This is a genomic window from Ruegeria sp. AL2 (genome assembly GCF_056540845.1).
Genome location: NZ_JBQFXM010000006.1, coordinates 105,089 through 121,200, shown reverse-complemented (window position 1 = coordinate 121,200; position 16,112 = coordinate 105,089). Strand labels below are relative to the sequence as shown.

At 57.1% G+C, this 16,112-nt stretch carries 19 protein-coding genes; 9 read left to right on the top strand and 10 right to left on the bottom strand.

Annotation, left to right across the window (positions count from 1 at the left end):
* Positions 1-72 precede the first annotated feature (72 nt).
* Positions 73-939: a methylenetetrahydrofolate reductase [NAD(P)H] gene (gene metF, locus ACR0ID_RS10630; protein ID WP_480605274.1), complete on the top strand. Its 867-nt coding sequence runs from the start codon at positions 73-75 to the stop codon at positions 937-939.
* A gap of 229 nt (positions 940-1,168) precedes the next feature.
* Positions 1,169-1,834: a DnaJ domain-containing protein gene (locus ACR0ID_RS10625; RefSeq protein ID WP_480487636.1), complete on the top strand. Its 666-nt coding sequence runs from the start codon at positions 1,169-1,171 to the stop codon at positions 1,832-1,834.
* Positions 1,835-1,883: 49 nt separating this feature from the next.
* Here ACR0ID_RS10625 and ACR0ID_RS10620 read toward each other — a convergent pair whose 3' ends face one another.
* Positions 1,884-2,402, bottom strand: a complete 519-nt coding sequence (locus ACR0ID_RS10620; RefSeq protein WP_480519093.1) for a YHS domain-containing (seleno)protein — start codon at positions 2,400-2,402, stop codon at positions 1,884-1,886.
* A gap of 248 nt (positions 2,403-2,650) precedes the next feature.
* Here ACR0ID_RS10620 and yghU point away from each other — a divergent pair, with 248 nt between their 5' ends.
* On the top strand, positions 2,651-3,529 hold the full coding sequence (gene yghU / locus ACR0ID_RS10615; RefSeq protein ID WP_480605272.1) for a glutathione-dependent disulfide-bond oxidoreductase: 879 nt from the start codon (positions 2,651-2,653) through the stop codon (positions 3,527-3,529).
* 59 nt (positions 3,530-3,588) lie between these two features.
* On the opposite strand, the gene ACR0ID_RS10610 is transcribed toward yghU, so the two are convergent.
* Together ACR0ID_RS10610 and ACR0ID_RS10605 are read right to left on the bottom strand one after the other, a co-directional pair.
* The gene (locus ACR0ID_RS10610; RefSeq protein WP_480605270.1) at positions 3,589-4,377 is read right to left on the bottom strand and encodes an SseB family protein; all 789 of its coding nucleotides are present in this window, start codon (positions 4,375-4,377) and stop codon (positions 3,589-3,591) included.
* Positions 4,370-4,957, bottom strand: coding sequence for a uracil-DNA glycosylase family protein (locus ACR0ID_RS10605; protein WP_480605268.1), 588 nt, complete (start codon positions 4,955-4,957; stop codon positions 4,370-4,372). The genes ACR0ID_RS10610 and ACR0ID_RS10605 overlap by 8 nt, the downstream gene beginning before the upstream one ends.
* A gap of 249 nt (positions 4,958-5,206) precedes the next feature.
* Between ACR0ID_RS10605 and ACR0ID_RS10600 the strand changes: the two genes are divergently transcribed.
* From ACR0ID_RS10600 to ACR0ID_RS10585, 4 genes are read left to right on the top strand one after another with little or no spacing between them, the layout of a single operon-like run.
* Entirely contained in the window at positions 5,207-5,866 is a 660-nt protein-coding gene (locus tag ACR0ID_RS10600) for an ABC transporter ATP-binding protein (protein ID WP_209504732.1), read from the top strand.
* Positions 5,844-7,427, top strand: a complete 1,584-nt coding sequence (locus tag ACR0ID_RS10595) for a capsule biosynthesis protein (protein WP_480605266.1) — start codon at positions 5,844-5,846, stop codon at positions 7,425-7,427. Before ACR0ID_RS10600 ends, ACR0ID_RS10595 begins: the two co-directional genes overlap by 23 nt.
* Positions 7,428-7,432: 5 nt before the next feature.
* Positions 7,433-8,266 carry a 3-deoxy-8-phosphooctulonate synthase gene (gene kdsA, locus ACR0ID_RS10590; RefSeq protein ID WP_480475557.1) on the top strand — a complete coding sequence of 278 codons (834 nt, stop codon included), beginning with the start codon at positions 7,433-7,435 and terminating at the stop codon, positions 8,264-8,266.
* Positions 8,267-8,281: 15 nt separating this feature from the next.
* Complete coding sequence (locus ACR0ID_RS10585) at positions 8,282-9,778, top strand: phosphomannomutase/phosphoglucomutase (protein WP_480605264.1); 1,497 nt, start codon at positions 8,282-8,284, stop codon at positions 9,776-9,778.
* 47 nt (positions 9,779-9,825) lie between these two features.
* Here ACR0ID_RS10585 and ACR0ID_RS10580 read toward each other — a convergent pair whose 3' ends face one another.
* Positions 9,826-11,781: an AsmA family protein gene (locus ACR0ID_RS10580; protein ID WP_480605262.1), complete on the bottom strand. Its 1,956-nt coding sequence runs from the start codon at positions 11,779-11,781 to the stop codon at positions 9,826-9,828.
* Between the two features lie 95 nt (positions 11,782-11,876).
* Here ACR0ID_RS10580 and rimO point away from each other — a divergent pair, with 95 nt between their 5' ends.
* A complete protein-coding gene (rimO, locus tag ACR0ID_RS10575; protein WP_480605260.1) occupies positions 11,877-13,265 on the top strand; it encodes a 30S ribosomal protein S12 methylthiotransferase RimO in 1,389 nt (462 codons plus the stop codon).
* Between the two features lie 137 nt (positions 13,266-13,402).
* Here the strand turns inward: rimO and ACR0ID_RS10570 are convergent, their stop codons facing one another.
* Positions 13,403-13,591 carry a hypothetical protein gene (locus ACR0ID_RS10570; RefSeq protein WP_209504738.1) on the bottom strand — a complete coding sequence of 63 codons (189 nt, stop codon included), beginning with the start codon at positions 13,589-13,591 and terminating at the stop codon, positions 13,403-13,405.
* A gap of 226 nt (positions 13,592-13,817) precedes the next feature.
* Here ACR0ID_RS10570 and ACR0ID_RS10565 point away from each other — a divergent pair, with 226 nt between their 5' ends.
* On the top strand, positions 13,818-14,060 hold the full coding sequence (locus tag ACR0ID_RS10565) for a CDGSH iron-sulfur domain-containing protein (RefSeq protein WP_480475549.1): 243 nt from the start codon (positions 13,818-13,820) through the stop codon (positions 14,058-14,060).
* Here the strand turns inward: ACR0ID_RS10565 and ACR0ID_RS10560 are convergent, their stop codons facing one another.
* The 5 genes from ACR0ID_RS10560 to ACR0ID_RS10540 form a co-directional block, all read right to left on the bottom strand.
* Positions 14,061-14,321, bottom strand: coding sequence for a DUF6455 family protein (locus ACR0ID_RS10560; RefSeq protein WP_480475547.1), 261 nt, complete (start codon positions 14,319-14,321; stop codon positions 14,061-14,063).
* The gene (locus ACR0ID_RS10555; protein WP_480605258.1) at positions 14,321-14,590 is read right to left on the bottom strand and encodes a DUF6455 family protein; all 270 of its coding nucleotides are present in this window, start codon (positions 14,588-14,590) and stop codon (positions 14,321-14,323) included. Before ACR0ID_RS10555 ends, ACR0ID_RS10560 begins: the two co-directional genes overlap by 1 nt.
* Positions 14,591-14,604: 14 nt before the next feature.
* Positions 14,605-14,856 (bottom strand): DUF6455 family protein, encoded by a 252-nt coding sequence (locus ACR0ID_RS10550; RefSeq protein ID WP_480605256.1) that lies wholly within the window; start codon positions 14,854-14,856, stop codon positions 14,605-14,607.
* Between the two features lie 68 nt (positions 14,857-14,924).
* Positions 14,925-15,293: a YigZ family protein gene (locus tag ACR0ID_RS10545; protein ID WP_480475541.1), complete on the bottom strand. Its 369-nt coding sequence runs from the start codon at positions 15,291-15,293 to the stop codon at positions 14,925-14,927.
* Positions 15,290-15,997: a M48 family metalloprotease gene (locus tag ACR0ID_RS10540; protein ID WP_480493647.1), complete on the bottom strand. Its 708-nt coding sequence runs from the start codon at positions 15,995-15,997 to the stop codon at positions 15,290-15,292. Before ACR0ID_RS10540 ends, ACR0ID_RS10545 begins: the two co-directional genes overlap by 4 nt.
* Positions 15,998-16,112: the final 115 nt, after the last annotated feature.

The window sequence follows — 16,112 nt, the reverse complement described above, 5'->3', positions numbered from 1 at the left end:
GTTGAATAATATGAGTTTGTCTCACAATGCCTGTCATGGCACAAGATAGTCAGTTGATCCAGTGAGGCATCCATGTCCAAACCCGAAATTTCATTCGAGTTCTTTCCGCCCAAAACTCTGGAGGCTTCTTTCCGCCTTTGGGATACGGTCCAGACATTGGCACCGCTGGAGCCTCGTTTTGTTTCCGTCACCTACGGTGCAGGCGGTACGACCCGGGAACTGACGCGCGACGCGGTCGCAACCCTGCATAAATCGTCTGGCCTGAACGTCGCCGCGCATCTGACCTGTGTCGACGCTTCGCGGCAGGAAACGCTGGAAATCGCCGACACATTCGCACGTGCGGGCGTGCAGGACATCGTGGCCCTGCGGGGCGACCCGCCGAAAGGGCACGACCGGTTCGTCCCGCACCCAGAAGGCTTTAACAGTTCGATTGAATTGATTGAGGCGCTGGCTGAAACCGAAATGTTCAGCATCCGTGTCGGGGCCTATCCTGACAAGCACCCTGAAGCTGAGGACATGTCAGCAGACGTGGACTGGCTGAAGGCCAAACTTGACGCGGGCGCTGACGAAGCGCTGACGCAATTCTTTTTCGAGGCCGAAACCTTTTTCCGTTTCCGTGACGCCTGCGCCAAGGCGGGCATCGACAAACCGATCGTTCCGGGCATTCTGCCTATTGAAAACTGGGCAGGCGCGCGCAAGTTCGCCAAAAGCTGCGGCACGCATATTCCCGATTGGGTCGAACAGGCCTTTGAAAAGGCCGTGCGCGACGGGCGTGAGGATCTGCTGGCAACTGCGATCTGCACCGAGTTGTGCTCGGACCTGATCGAAGGTGGCGTGGACAAGCTGCATTTCTATACCCTCAACCGTCCCGAACTGACGCGCGATGTGTGCTTTGCCCTTGGAATTACGCCACAGGTCGATCTTCAAAACGTCGCCTGACATCTGAAAAATCCAATGATTCGCCCGGGTTACGAATTTTCCCGGGCGTTTTCCTTTTCTTATGCGTGACCTGTTTCACAGTTACATCCGCGAATTCACGCCTTTGCGGAACAATGGAATCTTCGCATCGCGATTGTTGTCAGCTTCCCTCTCAATCAACCATGAAATTTGACAAAACCATGCCCTCGGCAACACTAGGGCTGTGTAGTTTTTAATGAGTGTTTTGAGTATGGAACCTGTCGATAAGGTCAGGGCACGCACGGATGCCCTGGCAGATCTGGGCCTGAACCCGTCTGCCAATTCCAGTGAAATACGAGAGGCCTGGCGTCACATCGCCTTTCACACGCATCCTGATCACAAGGAAGGCGACAGTTCCGGGTTTTCGCGCGCCAAGGCAGCCTATGATTTTCTACGCAAAGAAGGGCTGGCGACAAAGGGCGGTGCCGCTGCTGGCCCGCCACAACCACGTCGGGCACGGTTGAAGAAACGTATCATCGAGCTTCCGCAGGAAGATATTGCCGCCTGTGAGGCAATGCTGAATCCGGGGCAAGCGCTGTCGCATATGAACAGTCAGCCTGGTATTCAACCCAAATGCGGCAGCGGTGTTGCTGACCATGTTCCCGACGCGGTCGGATGCTTTGGGCGGCACCTGACTTACTTCGTCACGACACCCGTCAATCAAGGCGCAAATCGTGTGGCTTTGCCAACGACCGTTCTGACCAGTGCGCGGCACACCACAGCGGAAATCCTGAGCTTTCAATCCAGCGATACGGGCGCTGGGGAAGTCGTCATTCCCGATACGATCCGAGAACGCAAATTTCCGGGTGCCAAGAGCGTCAGGATCCGGTTTGACGCCGACCAGACGATACGGGATCAGTTCTGGCTTGCTGGCTGAACGAAAAGGCCCGGCTGGGTAAGCCGGGCTTTGTGCAATTTTGGCCGGGTCAGTTTTTCACCGGACCTTCCGAGGTAAATTTCGGGATCACGCTGGTCGAGGCGTCAGACGGCTCGATACCCGGCCAGTTGCCTTCAGCAAGGTTGATGTTGCCCGGAATGTCTTCTTCGAAGAACCCGACGACCACATCCGTGATGTTGAGATACAGCTTGTCGTCAACGATCCGCCACAAGTTCGGGTTTGCCGGAACCTTGCCGCCGCGCGACACACCATAGGCGCAGTGCCCATCATATTGCGGGGCATAATAGGCCGGGTTTTCCAGAAATTTGTCGCGGTTTTCCTCGGACGAGAATGCCCAGGTTGCACCATTGTACTCGGCAGTGATGCTGGCCTTGCCACGCACGCCTTCGTGCTGCGGCTGTCCTACCGGTACCTGATCCAGGTTGCGATAGGCGACCACATCATACCCCGAGACGGCAAACCCCGTGCCGTCAATATATTGCGGCCCGGCAAATGCCGGAACGGCCAGGGCCAGGGCCGCAGCAAAGGTCAAAGCAAAGCGTTTCATGTAGTTTATCCTTTTCGTACCAGCGGTATCGGTGACGCCGTGATGGCGGGTCTGGCAAAACAATATGCGATTCTCATTCTGTTCGTAGCCCTCCTCGCGCCGCTGTGACCCCTCTCGAGCAAACGTGAGAGTTTGGTCGCGGATTATTACAAATTAAGCCGGAAAAGCTGGGTTGGACTCGGCGGATTGCAACACTACCTGTAAAACTGCACCGAACGCGGCCCGGACAAAGGCATGAAAGGCAAGACATGAGCGACCAATCTTCGTATACCCCTCCAGCAGTCTGGACATGGGACAGTGAATGTGGCGGGCAGTTCGCCAACATTAACCGACCTATTGCCGGCGCAACCCATGACAAGGACTTGCCGGTTGGACGCCACCCTTTGCAGTTGTATTCCCTTGCCACGCCCAACGGTGTCAAAGTCACCGTAATGCTGGAAGAGTTGCTGGCATTGGGTCACGACGGCGCTGAATACAACGCCTGGCTGATCAACATCGGCGAGGGCGACCAGTTCGGTTCAGGGTTTGTCGAGGTCAACCCAAACTCGAAAATCCCCGCCCTTTGGGATCGCTCTGGCGACAAGCCGGTTCGGGTGTTTGAAAGCGCCTCGATCCTGTTTCATCTGGCTGAGAAGTTCGGAGAGTTTCTGCCCGCGTCCGGGCCGGAACGGACCGAAGTCATGAACTGGCTATTCTGGCAAATGGGCAGCGCCCCTTATCTGGGCGGCGGGTTTGGCCATTTCTACGCCTACGCGCCTGAAAAGTGGGAATACCCGATCAACCGCTTCGCGATGGAGGCAAAACGCCAGTTGGACGTTCTGGACAGGGAATTGGCGAACAAGACCTATATCGCGGGCGAGGAATATACGATCGCCGACATGGCGATCTGGCCGTGGTACGGTCAGCTGGTTCTGGGCCGACTTTATAGCGCGGCAGAGTTCCTTGACGCGGAATCCTACAAGAACGTGGTGCGTTGGGCCAAGGCGATTGACGCGCGGCCTGCGGTTCAGCGTGGCCGTATGGTCAACCGCGCCTTTGGCGAGCCGCACACGCAGCTTCACGAGCGCCACGACGCCAGCGATTTCGAAACACGCACGCAAGACAAACTGGAAGCTGCTGCGGAATAGCAGCGTCCCATCCTAGTGCCACGCGGCGCAATATGCGCCGCGTGTTTGCGTTTTGGTCGTTACTTCAGAATTGGTGGTTTCGCGGGATTGCTGCCCGGTACCTCGCGCACCAGATCTGCAACCTGCGGTTCGGGCAGGTCAAAGCGAAGCCCCGTCTTCGCCAGCAGCGCGGCAGCGGCGTCATCTGTGGCAAAGAACCCGACATCCATCGCCCCCGCCTCGATCCCTGAAAACGTCAACGCCTCCGAAGCTGCCTTGGCCAGCGCTGGCTCGGCCCCATCAACCGCTCCGACAAACCCCAGCAAATGACCCTGAGCGCCCGCTTCTGATTTCGTGGCGACCAGATAGGCCGCACTGGCAAGGCCGCCAGCAGATGCCAGCTTTGCATCAAGGGCGGTCAACAGGCTGTCTGGCAAACCGGCGGGCGGCATGAACTCAGCAAGCTTTTCCTCGACCTCTTCCGGGCCATGCAACAACGTTTCGGCCAGCCAGCCCAAGGCCTCGGCAGGCACCAGCATGGATGATGGGGCAGTTTCCAGGTTCAGGCCCAGCCCGATCTCCTGCCCTGCCAGCATCGCCGACAACACACGCCCCGACAGCGCAACATAAGGCACAGGCCTCCCCGCAAACTGCGCCAATCGTTCCTCGCGGTCGAAAGCCAACACAAAGCGCCCGTCGGCCACATCGAACACTTCGGGCGAGATGTTTTCGCCCACCGCTTCTTCGGTCAGCATCAAGAACAGCTCACTATCAGCAAGCCGTTCAAAAAACCGCAGACGGGCAGCATCGTTCTGCGGATCTGCCAGCATCGCGGCATGCGCCGTGTCCAACGCTGTGGTTTCAGTCATTCAGCACCTCTTGGACCCGCGCGCGCAGAACCGGCAGCAGTTCTGCCTCGAACCACGGGTTTTTCTTTACCCATGCCGTATTCCGCCAGGACGGATGAGGCAAGGCAAAGACCCGCGGCGCATGGTCCTGCCAGTTCCGAACGGTGTCCGTCACCGACCCCCGCGCCCCCAGATGATATTTATGCACATGACCACCGACCAACACCGTCAACGGCACCTGCCCCAGTTCCTGCATCACCCTGTCATGCCAAGTTTTACCGCATATCGCGGGCGGAGGAAGGTCAGAACCGCGGGCATCATAGCCGGGGAAACAGAATGCCATGGGCACAATCGACACGAGGTCACGATCATAAAAAACAGGTTCATTGACCCCAAGCCATTGGCGAAGCCTGTCGCCTGACGGGTCTGTAAAGGGCCGCCCTGACTCGTGCACGCGCGCACCCGGGGCCTGCCCCGCGATCAGGATGGGTGTTCCGCGCCGAAACCAGACCACCGGGCGGGGTTCATGAGCAGTTTTGGTTTGCGCAAAGGACGCAGCGCACAGGCGGCACGCGCGGATTTCGCCATCTAGATTTACCATCTGGTTGCGTAACCTCCCAAAGCTGTTTTGCAAAGATCAGGTGTGAAACCACATAATAAAGGTGCGGCAGATTACCAGAAGTGCAGCGGAATTGCCGACAACCGATCAGTTGTTTGCGGGTTTGGCAGCAACGCATTGAACATTTGTTTCATAATTCGACATAATGTAGCCAACATGGATTGGTAAAAACCATCCTTTCTGACCGCCTGAAAGCGCGGCGACACAACGGAAACGAGCAGCAGGCCCCGAATGCTAGAGTTCGACAATGTCAGCAAGTCCTTCTGGACCGGGACGCGCCGCAAGGTGATCCTGGACAGGGTCTCGTTCCGTGTCGAACTGGGTACGTCGCTGGGCGTTCTGGCCCCGAATGGTACTGGCAAAACCACACTGATCAACATGATGGCCGGTCTGGAAAAGCCCGACGAAGGTGTGATCCGCCGCGAATGCCGGGTCTCTTTTCCCATGGGTTTTACCGGGGGTGTAACCGGCAAGTTGTCAGCGCTTGAGAACGCGCGATACATCGCCAAGATTTACGGCATGGACCCGGACTATGTTGAGGCGTATTGCAAATGGCTCTGTGGCTTGGGTGAATATTTCGAACAGCCGTTGTCCACCTATTCTTCGGGGATGCGATCACGATTCACGTTTTCTTTGATGCTGGCGCTGGATTTCGACATGTATCTTGTCGATGAAGGGATGCCAGCATCTACCGATGTTGAATTCAATGAAAAGGCAGGGGCGATCCTGAAGGAAAGGTTGCGCACTACGACTTTGGTGATCGTGTCGCACAGCCCGACTGTATTGGAGAAATTCGCTCAGCAAGCCGCCGTTCTGCTGGACGGGCAATTGTACATGTTTGACTCCTTGGAAGAGGCAAAGCAGCTATATGACTACGAAACCCAAGGTTAGAAAGTACAACTGGCGCAACAATCGTCAGGTGGAAGATTCGGCCGAGGCGCGTGCGGATGCAATCTCTCGCATACGGGGCGCGACGCAAGGCCAGGCACCAGCGGCCGAGGCTCAGCCAGGCACGCAAATTGACGACATCAAGCGCGAAGGCCTGACAGGCCGCCAGTTGCGCATCGCGCGAAAACTGGCGCAGAAACACGGACTGGCAGCAACATCGGACTATGATGCGGTGCGCTTGCTGCGCAAGAAAGGCATTGATCCGTTTCAGCGCACGAACCTTCTTGATCTTGCCGCAGCAAAGCCCTCGGCACAGGGCGACAGTTCGAAGGTCAAAGACAAGATCCGCATTCAGTTGCCGCAATCCATTGGCGCAAGCACACCGAACCTTCCGGGACCCGAGCTCAGCCCGGCTGAGCGGCGCAACCTTGAAATCGGTCAGATTCAGAAGGACATCGCGCGTCGACGCAGGCGTAAGCTGTTTGGCCTTTTCGCACGTTTGGCCGCTTTTGTGTTCCTGCCGACCTTTGTTGTGGGGTTCTATTTCTATCGCATCGCCACCCCGATGTATGCCAGCGATTCCGAGTTTCTGATCCTGCAAGCCGATGGCGGGCCAGGCTCTATCGGCGGGCTGCTTGCCGGGACGCAATTCGCCACCACGCAGGATTCCATCTCGGTTCAGTCTTTCCTGGAGTCGAAAGAGGCTTTGTTGCTGCTGGATCGGGACGCAGGGTTTTCCGATGTCTTCAGGCAGGAAAAGATTGATCCGATTCAAAGGCTGTCGCCCGACGCCACGCTGGAAGACGCATACAAGCTGTTCAAACGCATGATCACCATCGGGTATGACCCAACCGAAGGGGTCATTCGGATGGAGGTTGTAGCACCGGACGCACAGACCTCGACCGAGTTCTCGGAGCGTTTGATCTCTTACGCCGAAGATCGGGTGAATGCCCTGTCCGGCAAGAAGCGCGAAGACCAGATGCGCGATGCATTGGAAAGCTTTGAAGCGGCGCAGGAGGCGCGGCGGCAGGCGCAGGAGGAATTGATCGAGCTTCAGCTTCAAGGGGCGGTGCTGGACCCCGAGAATGTCATTGCCAGCCTGCGCGCCCGCATCAACGAGATTGAGATATTGGTGCAGGACAAAGAGCTTGAACTTGCCGCCCTGCAGGACAACCTGCGACCGAACAAAGCCAAGGTTGACGGTGTCAAGGCTGACATTGCCCGGCTTGAAAAGGTGCTGGAACAACTGAATGCCGAGATGCAAGATGCTTCCGATGGCGAAAACTCGCTGGCGCGGTTGAGCGTGCGCATCCAGATCGCTCAGGCGGATCTGGCGGCGCGGGACATGATGCTGCAAACGGCAATGCAGCAAATGGAATCGACCCGATCCGAAGCCAACCGGCAGGTGCGTTATCTGACCGTCTCGGTGAACCCGATCCCCAGTCAGGAACCCAGCTATCCGCGCAAGTTCGAAAATACGATTTTGGCATTCCTGTTGTTTGCTGGTATCTACCTCATGATCTCGCTTACCGCGTCGGTCCTTCGTGAACAGGTATCCTCATAAGACTCATGAAACATGTAAAAATCTCCGACCTGACAGTCGGCAACGACCTTCCGCTGACCATCATTGCAGGCCCCTGCCAGCTTGAAACGGCAGACCACGCGCAGATGATTGCTGGCAAGATGAAAGAGGCCTGCGACGCAGCCGGTGCGCAATATGTCTTCAAAGCATCTTATGACAAGGCAAACCGGACCTCGCTGTCCGGCAAGCGCGGCATGGGCATTGATGCGGGGTTGCAGGTTCTGGATAGCATCCGCAAATCGATGGGCATTCCGGTCCTGACCGATGTTCATACCGAAGCGCAGTGCGCCATCGCCGCCGAGGCGGTAGACGTCCTGCAAATCCCGGCGTTTTTGTGCCGCCAGACGGATATGCTGCTCGCTGCGGGCAATACCGGCGCAGTGGTCAATGTAAAAAAGGGTCAGTTTCTCGCGCCGTGGGAGATGCCCAATATCGTGTCCAAGATCGAAAGCACGGGGAATCATAATATCTTGCTGACCGAACGTGGCACTTCGTTCGGCTATAACACGCTGGTGGCTGATATGCGGTCCCTGCCGCAAATGGCCCAAACCGGTTATCCGGTGGTGATGGATGCGACCCATTCCGTACAGCAACCGGGTGGAAAAGGTGGCTCCTCGGGCGGGCAACGCGAATTTGCTCCGGTCATGGCGCGCGCCGCCGTGTCGCTGGGTATTGGCGCGGTGTTCATTGAAACACACCAAGATCCGGACAATGCCCCTTCGGATGGGCCCAACATGATTCCGTTGGATCAGATGCCCCAACTCATTGACACTTTGATGCGCTTCGATGCGCTGGCCAAAGCTGATCCTATTCAGATTTAACGATTGAGACTTGTTATGACCAAACCGATTCCCGAGGTAACACCAAACACCTGGAGCTTTCTCCGCGACGCAATGATCAAACCCACCGGGTTTCGCGAATACGACGCCCGATGGAAGTATCCGGAAGAGATTAACCTGCCGGGCATGACGGCGCTTGGCCTAGGGCTTGGCACGCAAATGCGCAGGCGCGGGATCGAGCCCGTGATCGCTGTAGGAAACGATTACCGTGACTATTCACTGGCGATCAAAAACGCCCTGATCCTGGGATTGATACAGGCCGGTATCCGCGTGAAAGACATTGGCCCTGCGCTTAGCCCGATGGCCTATTTCGCACAGTTTCATCTGGATGTACCGGCCGTGGCGATGGTTACGGCGAGCCACAATCCAAACGGCTGGACTGGGGTCAAAATGGGCTTTGATCGCCCTTTGACCCACGGCCCCGACGAGATGTCTGAATTGCGCGACATCGTTCTGAATGGCGAAGGTCAGACGCATGCGGGTGGATCTTGGGAATTCGTCGAGGGCGTGAAAGAAGCGTATATCGACGACCTCGTCGGCGATTTCAAAGTGTCCCGCCCGCTAAAGGTTGTCTGCGCAACCGGAAACGGCACCGCTTCGGCCTTTGCGCCCGAAATCTTCGAACGGATGGGGGTTGAGGTCGTCCCCAGCCATAACCGGCTGGATTACACTTTCCCGAATTACAACCCGAACCCCGAAGCGATGGAAATGCTGCATGACATGGCGGCAACGGTAAAATCCAGCGGTGCCGATCTGGCACTTGGGTTTGACGGTGACGGTGATCGTTGCGGCGTCGTCGATGATGAAGGTGAAGAAATCTTTGCCGACAAGGTGGGCGTGATCATGGCCCGCGATCTGGCCAAGCTGCACCCCGGATCGACCTTTGTCGCAGATGTGAAATCTACCGGCCTGTTTGCCAGCGATCCCGAGCTACAGGCCCTTGGCGTCAAGGTAGATTACTGGAAAACCGGCCACAGCCACATGAAACGGCGCGTCAAGGAAATCGGTGCGCTGGCTGGGTTTGAAAAGTCGGGCCATTACTTTCTGGCCGAGCCGGTCGGGCGCGGTTATGACTGCGGAATGCGCGTCGCGGTCGAGATCTGTAAACTGATGGACCGCAACCCGGATCAAAGCATGTCCGACCTGCGCAAAGCTCTGCCCAAGACTTGGTCGACGCCCACCATGTCACCCTATGCGGCAGATACCGAAAAATACGATATCCTGCAGCGACTGGTCGACAAGCTGGTTGCCAAAAGCGAAGCTAATGAGACATTTGCTGGCCGCGCGATCAAGGAGGTCGTTACGGTGAACGGCGCACGTGTGATTCTGGACAATGGCAGCTGGGGGCTGGTGCGGGCTTCATCCAACACACCCAATCTGGTGGTCGTGTGTGAAAGCAGCGAAAGCGAAGCTGAGATGCGTGCGATCTTTGCCGATATCGATGCGGTGATCCGAACCGAACCCAGTGTTGGCGATTACGACCAGACCATCTGAAGAAAACTGCTTGGGACATATCTGATTGCCCCAAGCGCAACACTTGCTCAGTTGCCGCCAAACAGTTTGAGCAGCCCTTTCTTCGCCTCTTCTTCAAGCTTGTTCTTGAGCGCATCTTCGATCTGATCGCTGTCCGTGATGGTGGTGTCCAGCTCGTTTCCAACCTTCTCGAAAACTTTCTGTTTCGCGTCGTTTTCCAGCTCTTTGACCTTCACATCTGCCGCCGCTTCGATGACCTTGGACAGGTCCGGCTTGATTGACGGGTTGCTCCACGGGCCAACGATGCGCACAGGCACCGAGATGCCCTGCCCCGAATTGGCACGCAAAGCTACAGGCGTGAACAGATAATCGATATTGCGCGCACCCAGCCCCACGACCCCCTGACCATCGGCACGGTAATTCTTGAGCGACATAAGCAGATCGTTATTCGTCAACACACCCTGATCAATGGTAAAGCTGGCCGACAGGCTGTTGAACACCGTTGTTCCGCCCGATCCGGTCCCCTGCCCCATAAGTCGATCCAGATCGAAACCGGATATTACCCCCGTCCCGACATCCAGATTTCCCTTACCGCTGAGAGACCGCATGATCTGATCCTCAGACTGACCGACACCCAGAAACTCAATGGTTCCTGCCGCGCTTCCCGACAGGCGTTCGACACCGGCCAACGTTGACAATGCCTGTTTCAGATCAATCTCACTTGCCGTCACCTTGCCGCCCACGGACAGGCCATTGCGATTATTGGCAACCACCTGCCCGTTCAACTGACCCGAAAACAACGTCGCCGGATGCATCGCAAGAACCGCCCGCGCGTGATCCAGTGTCAGCGTCAGGTCACTTTTCCCAAACGTCATGCCGGGAACTGCAATTGAGTTGGCCGTCAGGCGAATATTGCCATTCGCCAAAGCCAACGCGGATGCGTCGATTGGGTCTTTTGACCAGCCCTCCTGAACTGGTGAGGCAGATTGAGACGCGCCACCTAGCCCAGCGCCGGTTTCAGATATCTTCGACAGGTCCAGATCGCCCGCATCCAGGCGTGCGACGATCTGAGGGGGATCGGAAATGGTGATATCCGCCTCTCCGACAAACCGGTTGCCATCCAACTGCGCTGTCATATTTCGCAGGGAAATCCGACCGTCCCGCGTATAGGTCATTTGCGCAGAGATATCGGCAACGTTACCCAATCCAGACGGCACAGTCACCCCCGCCTGACCGAAGGCCGCCAGCATCTTTTCTGTATCTTGGGTGATGATCTTTGTGGTTCCGTCCATCTCTCCGGCCAGATTGACGTGGCCGTCAAAGCCGATCTTGCCGCCCGGTGCAGTCAGGGCCAATTCAAGCGCGGTTACGGACCCTGCGGCAAAGGCTGGCAAGTCCGGAATCTTCAGATCGACCTGAACAGCACCTCCGGGTACAGGCATTGATGCCTCCATTACCATCGGTGCAGTGACCTGAGGCCAACTGGCCGACAAGGTTACATCAGGAAAGTCCATCTGCGTGGCACCGTCTTCCACATAGATCAGTCGCGCATTATTAAGCTGCAACTCTTCCAAAGTTACGGCCGACGATGCGCTGGCCGGAACCGTCCCTGCAGACGGTGTGGCCGTCGCGGTGGTCACAGGCGCGCTCAGCTCCCAGTTTCCGCGCCCTTGCGAACGCTCCAGCCGCAGCACCGGGTTTTCCGCGAAAACGCGTTTGATCCGCAGATCCCCATTCAAAAGCGCAGCAGCATCCACGCCCACGGCAAGGCTATCAGCGCTCAGCATCGGCTCTGGCCCGGCCCAGCTGGCGTTCCCAAAACGCACGGGCCCGGTTTCCATCCCCAGCACCGGCCAGAACGACAGGCGCACGTCGCCGCTCAATCTCAGTTCGCGCCCGGTCTGGGCTTTGACCTGCTCAGCCAGAATCGCGCCAAGCTTGTCTCCGGGCATCAGCAAAAGCGCGCCAATTACCAGCGCAATCACCGCCACAACAATAAACAGGATGCGTATCAGCCATTTCATGATCTGCTCTCCGCCTTTTGGCTTGTCTTTGCCGCGATCATTCAAATCGCACGTCACATTTGCAAGAGGAAGCTTTCCCCACTATATGCCGCGCCATGACGACGAACCCGCCAAACCTCCGCCCCGACCTGGCTCCGGCCGCCCGGATCACCGAGACACCCCGTTCAAACCAGCCGACGATCGGCATGGTGTCGCTGGGCTGTCCAAAAGCTTTGGTCGACAGCGAACGCATTCTGACCCGGCTTCGTGCTGAAGGATACGGCATTTCGCCCGATTATGCCGGGGCCGATGCCGTCATTGTGAACACTTGCGGGTTCCTCGACAGCGCCAAGGCAGAATCGCTGGATGCGATCGGAGAGGCGCTGGTTGAAAACGGCAAGGTCATCGTCACCGGCTGTCTGGGCGCCGAACCGGATTACATCCGCGAACACCACCCCCGCATCATGGCGGTCACCGGTCCGCATCAGTACGAGCAGGTTATGGATGCGGTTCACGCCGCCGTTCCCCCTGACCCTGACCCGTTCGTTGATCTGCTGCCCGCCAGCAGCGTTCGATTGACCCCCCGCCACTACAGTTATCTGAAAATCTCAGAGGGCTGTAACCACAAATGCAAGTTCTGCATCATCCCTGATATGCGGGGAAAACTGGCCAGCCGTCCGGCCCATGCGGTTCTACGCGAGGCGGAAAAGCTGGTCGAAAACGGCGTGCGCGAACTGTTGGTGATCTCGCAGGATACTTCGGCCTATGGGCTGGACCGGAAATACGATGTGAACCCGTGGAAAGACCGCGAGGTCCGCAGCCACATCACCGATCTGGCCCGTGAACTGGGTCAGATGGATGCCTGGGTGCGGCTGCACTATGTCTATCCCTATCCACATGTGCGCGAGTTGATCCCCCTGATGGCGGATGCCGGGTCCAACATATTGCCGTATCTGGATATCCCGTTCCAGCACGCCCACCCGGATGTTCTGAAACGGATGGCCCGCCCCGCCGCAGCGGCCAAAACTCTGGACGAAATCCAAGCCTGGCGCGCAATCTGCCCCGATATCACCCTGCGTTCGACCTTTATCGTTGGCTATCCGGGTGAGTCCGAGGCCGAATTCCAAGCCCTGCTGGACTGGATGGACGAGGCGCAACTGGATCGTGTCGGCTGTTTTCAATACGAAAACGTGGACGGTGCGCGCTCAAACGACCTGCCCGATCACGTCCCGGCCGAAGTCAAGCAAGAGCGGTGGGATCGCTTCATGGAAAAGGCTCAGGCCATTTCAGAAGCCAAGTTGCAGGCTAAAGTCGGACAAACGCTTCAAGTAATCGTCGACGACGTGGATGACGAAGCCGCCACCTGCCGCACCAAATCGGACGCTCCCGAGATCGACGGCAACCTGTTCATTGACGAGGGCTTCGAAGGCTTCAAACCCGGCGATATCGTCACCGTCGAAGTGGACGAGGCGGGGGAATACGATCTGTGGGGGAAACCCGTTTAACGCCAGTAGCCTGCCCCATAGTGTTTTCGGGTCAATAGTTACGAAGTACAGCTCAGGTAGAAAAAACCGCCATGAATGGCGGTGAAAATTCCTGAAAATGGTGCAGGCGGTCCGTAGTCAAACCGCCTGCGAAAAGCTTACTGAGAAACCGGGTTGCAGACGGTTTGACCTGCTTCGGTTGTTGCCAGTTCATAGCCTGCCGAGCAGCTGGCCGAGCCATACTTGTCATAGTCGGGTTGTACGTAAACAGGGGTCGGTTCTTCCTGCTGCGCACAAGCGGTCAGGACCAGGGCAAATGCGCCAACGGCTGCAAGTTTCAGTTTCATGTCCGTCAATCCTCTATTACTTTTCTGATATTGCCCAGCTTTTCGGGCCGCTTCCAGAGTACGGGCTGAACGGCAATCTGGCAACTAAAACGGTCACTTCCTTGTGAGGAAGAGCGATTCCATGCCAGTTCGAAGCCCAAACGATGATCCTTGCGGCATTACAGCTACCTTTTTGTCTGCATCGTCCTAAACTGTGTGACGTTTCAGCCAAATACGGAGAAGCCACATGTCAGACACACCCGTTATTGCCCAGAAAACCCCTTTTCCAGTCGAAGTTGCCGAAGGAAAAACCTATTTCTGGTGCGCGTGTGGAAAGTCGAACCGGCAACCCTTTTGCGATGGCTCACATAAAGACAGCGGGTTCGAACCGGTGAAATATACGGCCGAGGCCAGCAAAAAGGTCTTTTTTTGCGGGTGCAAACACAGTGCAAACGCGCCGTTGTGCGATGGAACGCATAAAGACCTTTGATCAGCCCTTCAATCTGTTCAGCGTCTCTGAATTTGCACAGAAATCCGGGGCCGTTTCCGCTGGATTCTGCCGCTGAGCCAGCCAGTTGGCGCATTGCGCATCACAGCCCGAGGCGCGACAGCGCGTGACCAGCTCAGCGTATCCTTCGGGCGACAACCGCCCTTCGGCCATGGCTTCGCTCAGTGAAATTCCCATGCTGCGGGAAACAGAGCGCGTCAACCAAAAGTGCTTTTCGACCTCACCCAGAATATCCCGAGGCATCACGCGTCCTCCGCTTGCAAAGCTTTGATGGCCTTGAATCGACCGCGGTTCGGGCATGTGCACGGGGCATGATCAATCTGTTCGCGCCGTTCCAGCCACTCCGGACAGGTTCTGGCCCAGGTACAGCCACGACACTGTTGCACGATCTCGGCCCAATCCTCATGTTTCAGGTGACCATCCCGATAGGCTGCGGCCAAGTCGGTTCCTGTGACCTGACCCATCCGCAGTACCAGACGAAGATGGGCCATGATTTCACCGAGTCGTGGCATGGCGAACCTGACAGTTAAGGCATCAATTTGTGCAGTAACTCCTGGTTACGGCAGTATTCCGGTGTCCGCCCAGCGCTCGCCATTTTGTTGAGCAGATCCTGACAATGATCCGGGTTTGGACAATCGGTACATCGCAGAACTGCCTCGGAAATCTGGTCGAAAGACACCTTGCCACCAATGGCTGCTTCCTCAAGATCGATGTCCAGCATTCTGGCCATGTCGTCCACCAATCCGGCATGAAGCCTCAAGGACTCTCGGGTGGGCATGCTGTATCCTTTCCCTTTCGCGCTTTACGAAATCGTAGCGCATCCGGGGCGTCATACTTTGACACAGGTCAAAATTGGGCGCCGATGTGATCCAGATAGGCCCGGGTTGCATCCTGAACGCGGCGAAAGCGGTCCCCGCCCAGCTTTTTGCCTCCGTACCAGCGGGTGACGATGATCACGTGATTGTCCAGCCCTGCACGCTCGATCATCCGCAGGATTACCATACCGGCCCCGCTTTCCCCATCATCGGCCTTCAGTGCACCGGTCGGCAAAGAGGCGGCCCAGGTGTTATGTGTGGCCTTGGCATAGGATTTATCGGACTTCAGTTGATCCAGAACCGCGTCAACTTCCGCGCGCGACGCCACAGGCGCGCCAGATACCGCATATTTCGACCCGCGATCCGTCAAAATTACGCCAAGGCGCACAAGATCGGTCATTGCGTCAGCCCCAGTTGCGTGGCGGTTTCAAGCACGATGTGCACGCGCTGCGCGTTTGGTGGGTGGGTGCCCAGAAACCTGTCGCCAGGATCCGGAATCCGGTCAAAGAACTTCGCCCCAACCAGCGGGTTGTAGCCCGCATTATGTGTAATGATCGTTCCCATCTGGTCAGCTTCAAGTTCAAAAGCCTTCACATAAGCCTGAACACCAACCTGCGCGCCCACTTTCTGAGCCTCTTCTATGTCGGCGGCGTCACCCCCGCGCAGCTTTTCCGCCTTTCCAAACTCAGTGGCGCTTGCGCTGGCATTTTCGCTTTGCCGTGCGATGTGCCCCAGAACGTGATGGGCCGCCTCATGTCCCATGACAAAAGCCAGTTCGTCTGCGTTTTGCGTAGAACGGATCATCGCAACGGTAAAAATGATGGTAGGTTGCCGCTGGTCGTCCAATGTCTGAAAGGCATTGGCGGATGCGCGCGGATTCAGGTCAACGAGAATCTGGAAATCGCATTTCTGAGGCCTTGGTTGCTTCAAACACTGGCTGCGGGCCTCAGCCACGATGTTCTGGCTGACTTCGCGAAAGGTCTGGGCAACATCCTCAGAACCCGGCCCTTCACCCAGCCAGTCCGCGGCAGGCTGCAAGCGCAATGCACCTTCCGCACAGGCCGCAAGCAGCAGGGGAAACACCAAAACAAAGCGTCTGCGCATGTTACATCCTTCGGCTCGGTCTGACTGCGATTTCAACATAGTACCTGCCGCTCAGAGTGACTACACAATGCTTTGAAACGAACGTCTTGCATTGCGCGTCGACGGCTTGCACTCT

What these genes read in the sequence shown, in the direction of transcription:
- metF (WP_480605274.1), top strand. Translation starts at nt 73, where the DNA reads ATGTCCAAACCCGAAATTTCATTCGAGTTCTTTCCGCCCAAAACTCTG.
- ACR0ID_RS10625 (WP_480487636.1), top strand. Translation starts at nt 1,169, where the DNA reads ATGGAACCTGTCGATAAGGTCAGGGCACGCACGGATGCCCTGGCAGAT.
- ACR0ID_RS10620 (WP_480519093.1), bottom strand. Translation starts at nt 2,402, where the DNA reads ATGAAACGCTTTGCTTTGACCTTTGCTGCGGCCCTGGCCCTGGCCGTT.
- yghU (WP_480605272.1), top strand. Translation starts at nt 2,651, where the DNA reads ATGAGCGACCAATCTTCGTATACCCCTCCAGCAGTCTGGACATGGGAC.
- ACR0ID_RS10610 (WP_480605270.1), bottom strand. Translation starts at nt 4,377, where the DNA reads ATGACTGAAACCACAGCGTTGGACACGGCGCATGCCGCGATGCTGGCA.
- ACR0ID_RS10605 (WP_480605268.1), bottom strand. Translation starts at nt 4,957, where the DNA reads ATGGTAAATCTAGATGGCGAAATCCGCGCGTGCCGCCTGTGCGCTGCG.
- ACR0ID_RS10600 (WP_209504732.1), top strand. Translation starts at nt 5,207, where the DNA reads ATGCTAGAGTTCGACAATGTCAGCAAGTCCTTCTGGACCGGGACGCGC.
- ACR0ID_RS10595 (WP_480605266.1), top strand. Translation starts at nt 5,844, where the DNA reads ATGACTACGAAACCCAAGGTTAGAAAGTACAACTGGCGCAACAATCGT.
- kdsA (WP_480475557.1), top strand. Translation starts at nt 7,433, where the DNA reads ATGAAACATGTAAAAATCTCCGACCTGACAGTCGGCAACGACCTTCCG.
- ACR0ID_RS10585 (WP_480605264.1), top strand. Translation starts at nt 8,282, where the DNA reads ATGACCAAACCGATTCCCGAGGTAACACCAAACACCTGGAGCTTTCTC.
- ACR0ID_RS10580 (WP_480605262.1), bottom strand. Translation starts at nt 11,781, where the DNA reads ATGAAATGGCTGATACGCATCCTGTTTATTGTTGTGGCGGTGATTGCG.
- rimO (WP_480605260.1), top strand. Translation starts at nt 11,877, where the DNA reads ATGACGACGAACCCGCCAAACCTCCGCCCCGACCTGGCTCCGGCCGCC.
- ACR0ID_RS10570 (WP_209504738.1), bottom strand. Translation starts at nt 13,591, where the DNA reads ATGAAACTGAAACTTGCAGCCGTTGGCGCATTTGCCCTGGTCCTGACC.
- ACR0ID_RS10565 (WP_480475549.1), top strand. Translation starts at nt 13,818, where the DNA reads ATGTCAGACACACCCGTTATTGCCCAGAAAACCCCTTTTCCAGTCGAA.
- ACR0ID_RS10560 (WP_480475547.1), bottom strand. Translation starts at nt 14,321, where the DNA reads ATGCCTCGGGATATTCTGGGTGAGGTCGAAAAGCACTTTTGGTTGACG.
- ACR0ID_RS10555 (WP_480605258.1), bottom strand. Translation starts at nt 14,590, where the DNA reads ATGCCACGACTCGGTGAAATCATGGCCCATCTTCGTCTGGTACTGCGG.
- ACR0ID_RS10550 (WP_480605256.1), bottom strand. Translation starts at nt 14,856, where the DNA reads ATGCCCACCCGAGAGTCCTTGAGGCTTCATGCCGGATTGGTGGACGAC.
- ACR0ID_RS10545 (WP_480475541.1), bottom strand. Translation starts at nt 15,293, where the DNA reads ATGACCGATCTTGTGCGCCTTGGCGTAATTTTGACGGATCGCGGGTCG.
- ACR0ID_RS10540 (WP_480493647.1), bottom strand. Translation starts at nt 15,997, where the DNA reads ATGCGCAGACGCTTTGTTTTGGTGTTTCCCCTGCTGCTTGCGGCCTGT.